This window comes from Pseudophaeobacter profundi (assembly GCF_029697505.1).
In the GTDB taxonomy this organism is placed as follows: Bacteria; Pseudomonadota; Alphaproteobacteria; order Rhodobacterales; family Rhodobacteraceae; genus Pseudophaeobacter; species Pseudophaeobacter profundi.
On record NZ_JARJEF010000045.1, the window covers coordinates 1 to 698 of the forward strand.

General features: G+C 46.0%; 1 protein-coding gene. It reads right to left on the minus strand.

All coding sequences use genetic code 11. The features are described 5' to 3' along the window. Positions 1–698: hypothetical protein (locus P2081_RS20215; protein WP_278924586.1), on the minus strand; the 698-nt coding region annotated here is incomplete at both ends.

The following is a 698-nucleotide window of genomic DNA, read 5'->3' on the forward strand; positions in this document are numbered from 1 at the left end:
AAAGCAGTGAATTTCTCTGGGTTCTTGAAGGTCTTGACGTAGCAGTATATCTCGGCGAAATGAGTTTTTTCTGGTTTCGTGCATTCCTTCTCGAAGATGTTCTTGATCTTTTGGTTGCCGTCTTGTGCGTCGTTGTTGAGCCACAGCCAGAACTCTCTGTAGTTGACGTTGGGTTGTTCGGGGGTGTCTTCGTCTCCTTCAGCCTCCTGCTTGTCGATCAGCTCAAGAAGTTGAATCATATGAGACGCGGGGTTGGGCTTGAAGTCATCAATATCGATGTCGTGGTCATCATCAGCATCCAGAATGTCGAAAAACTCTTCGATGTCGTACTCAGTCATTTCTTCTTCGATGTACAGCTTCAATTCAGCGTCGAGAGACTTCAATTGTGTATCGTCAAACGATTTAGTCTCAGCCTCGACAATCTTCTTGTCCTCATAGCAGTCTGCAAAGTCCTGCTGCTTGACGTACCAGTCGAATTCGAAATGCGATACCAAGTTGCCGCCTTGCCCGAGTTCTTCCAAGAACAAGTCTACAAGCTTGACATCGCCTCCCAACTTTTCCTTGAGTTGGTCTTCCTTGGCTTCAGAGATAAATCCATCCTGGTCCTTATCGTAGGTGTTGAACCATTGCTCGATGGCTTCATTTTCCACAAACTTGAAGTTTTCAATAACGTCGCCAACTTCAGTGGTGAAGCATTC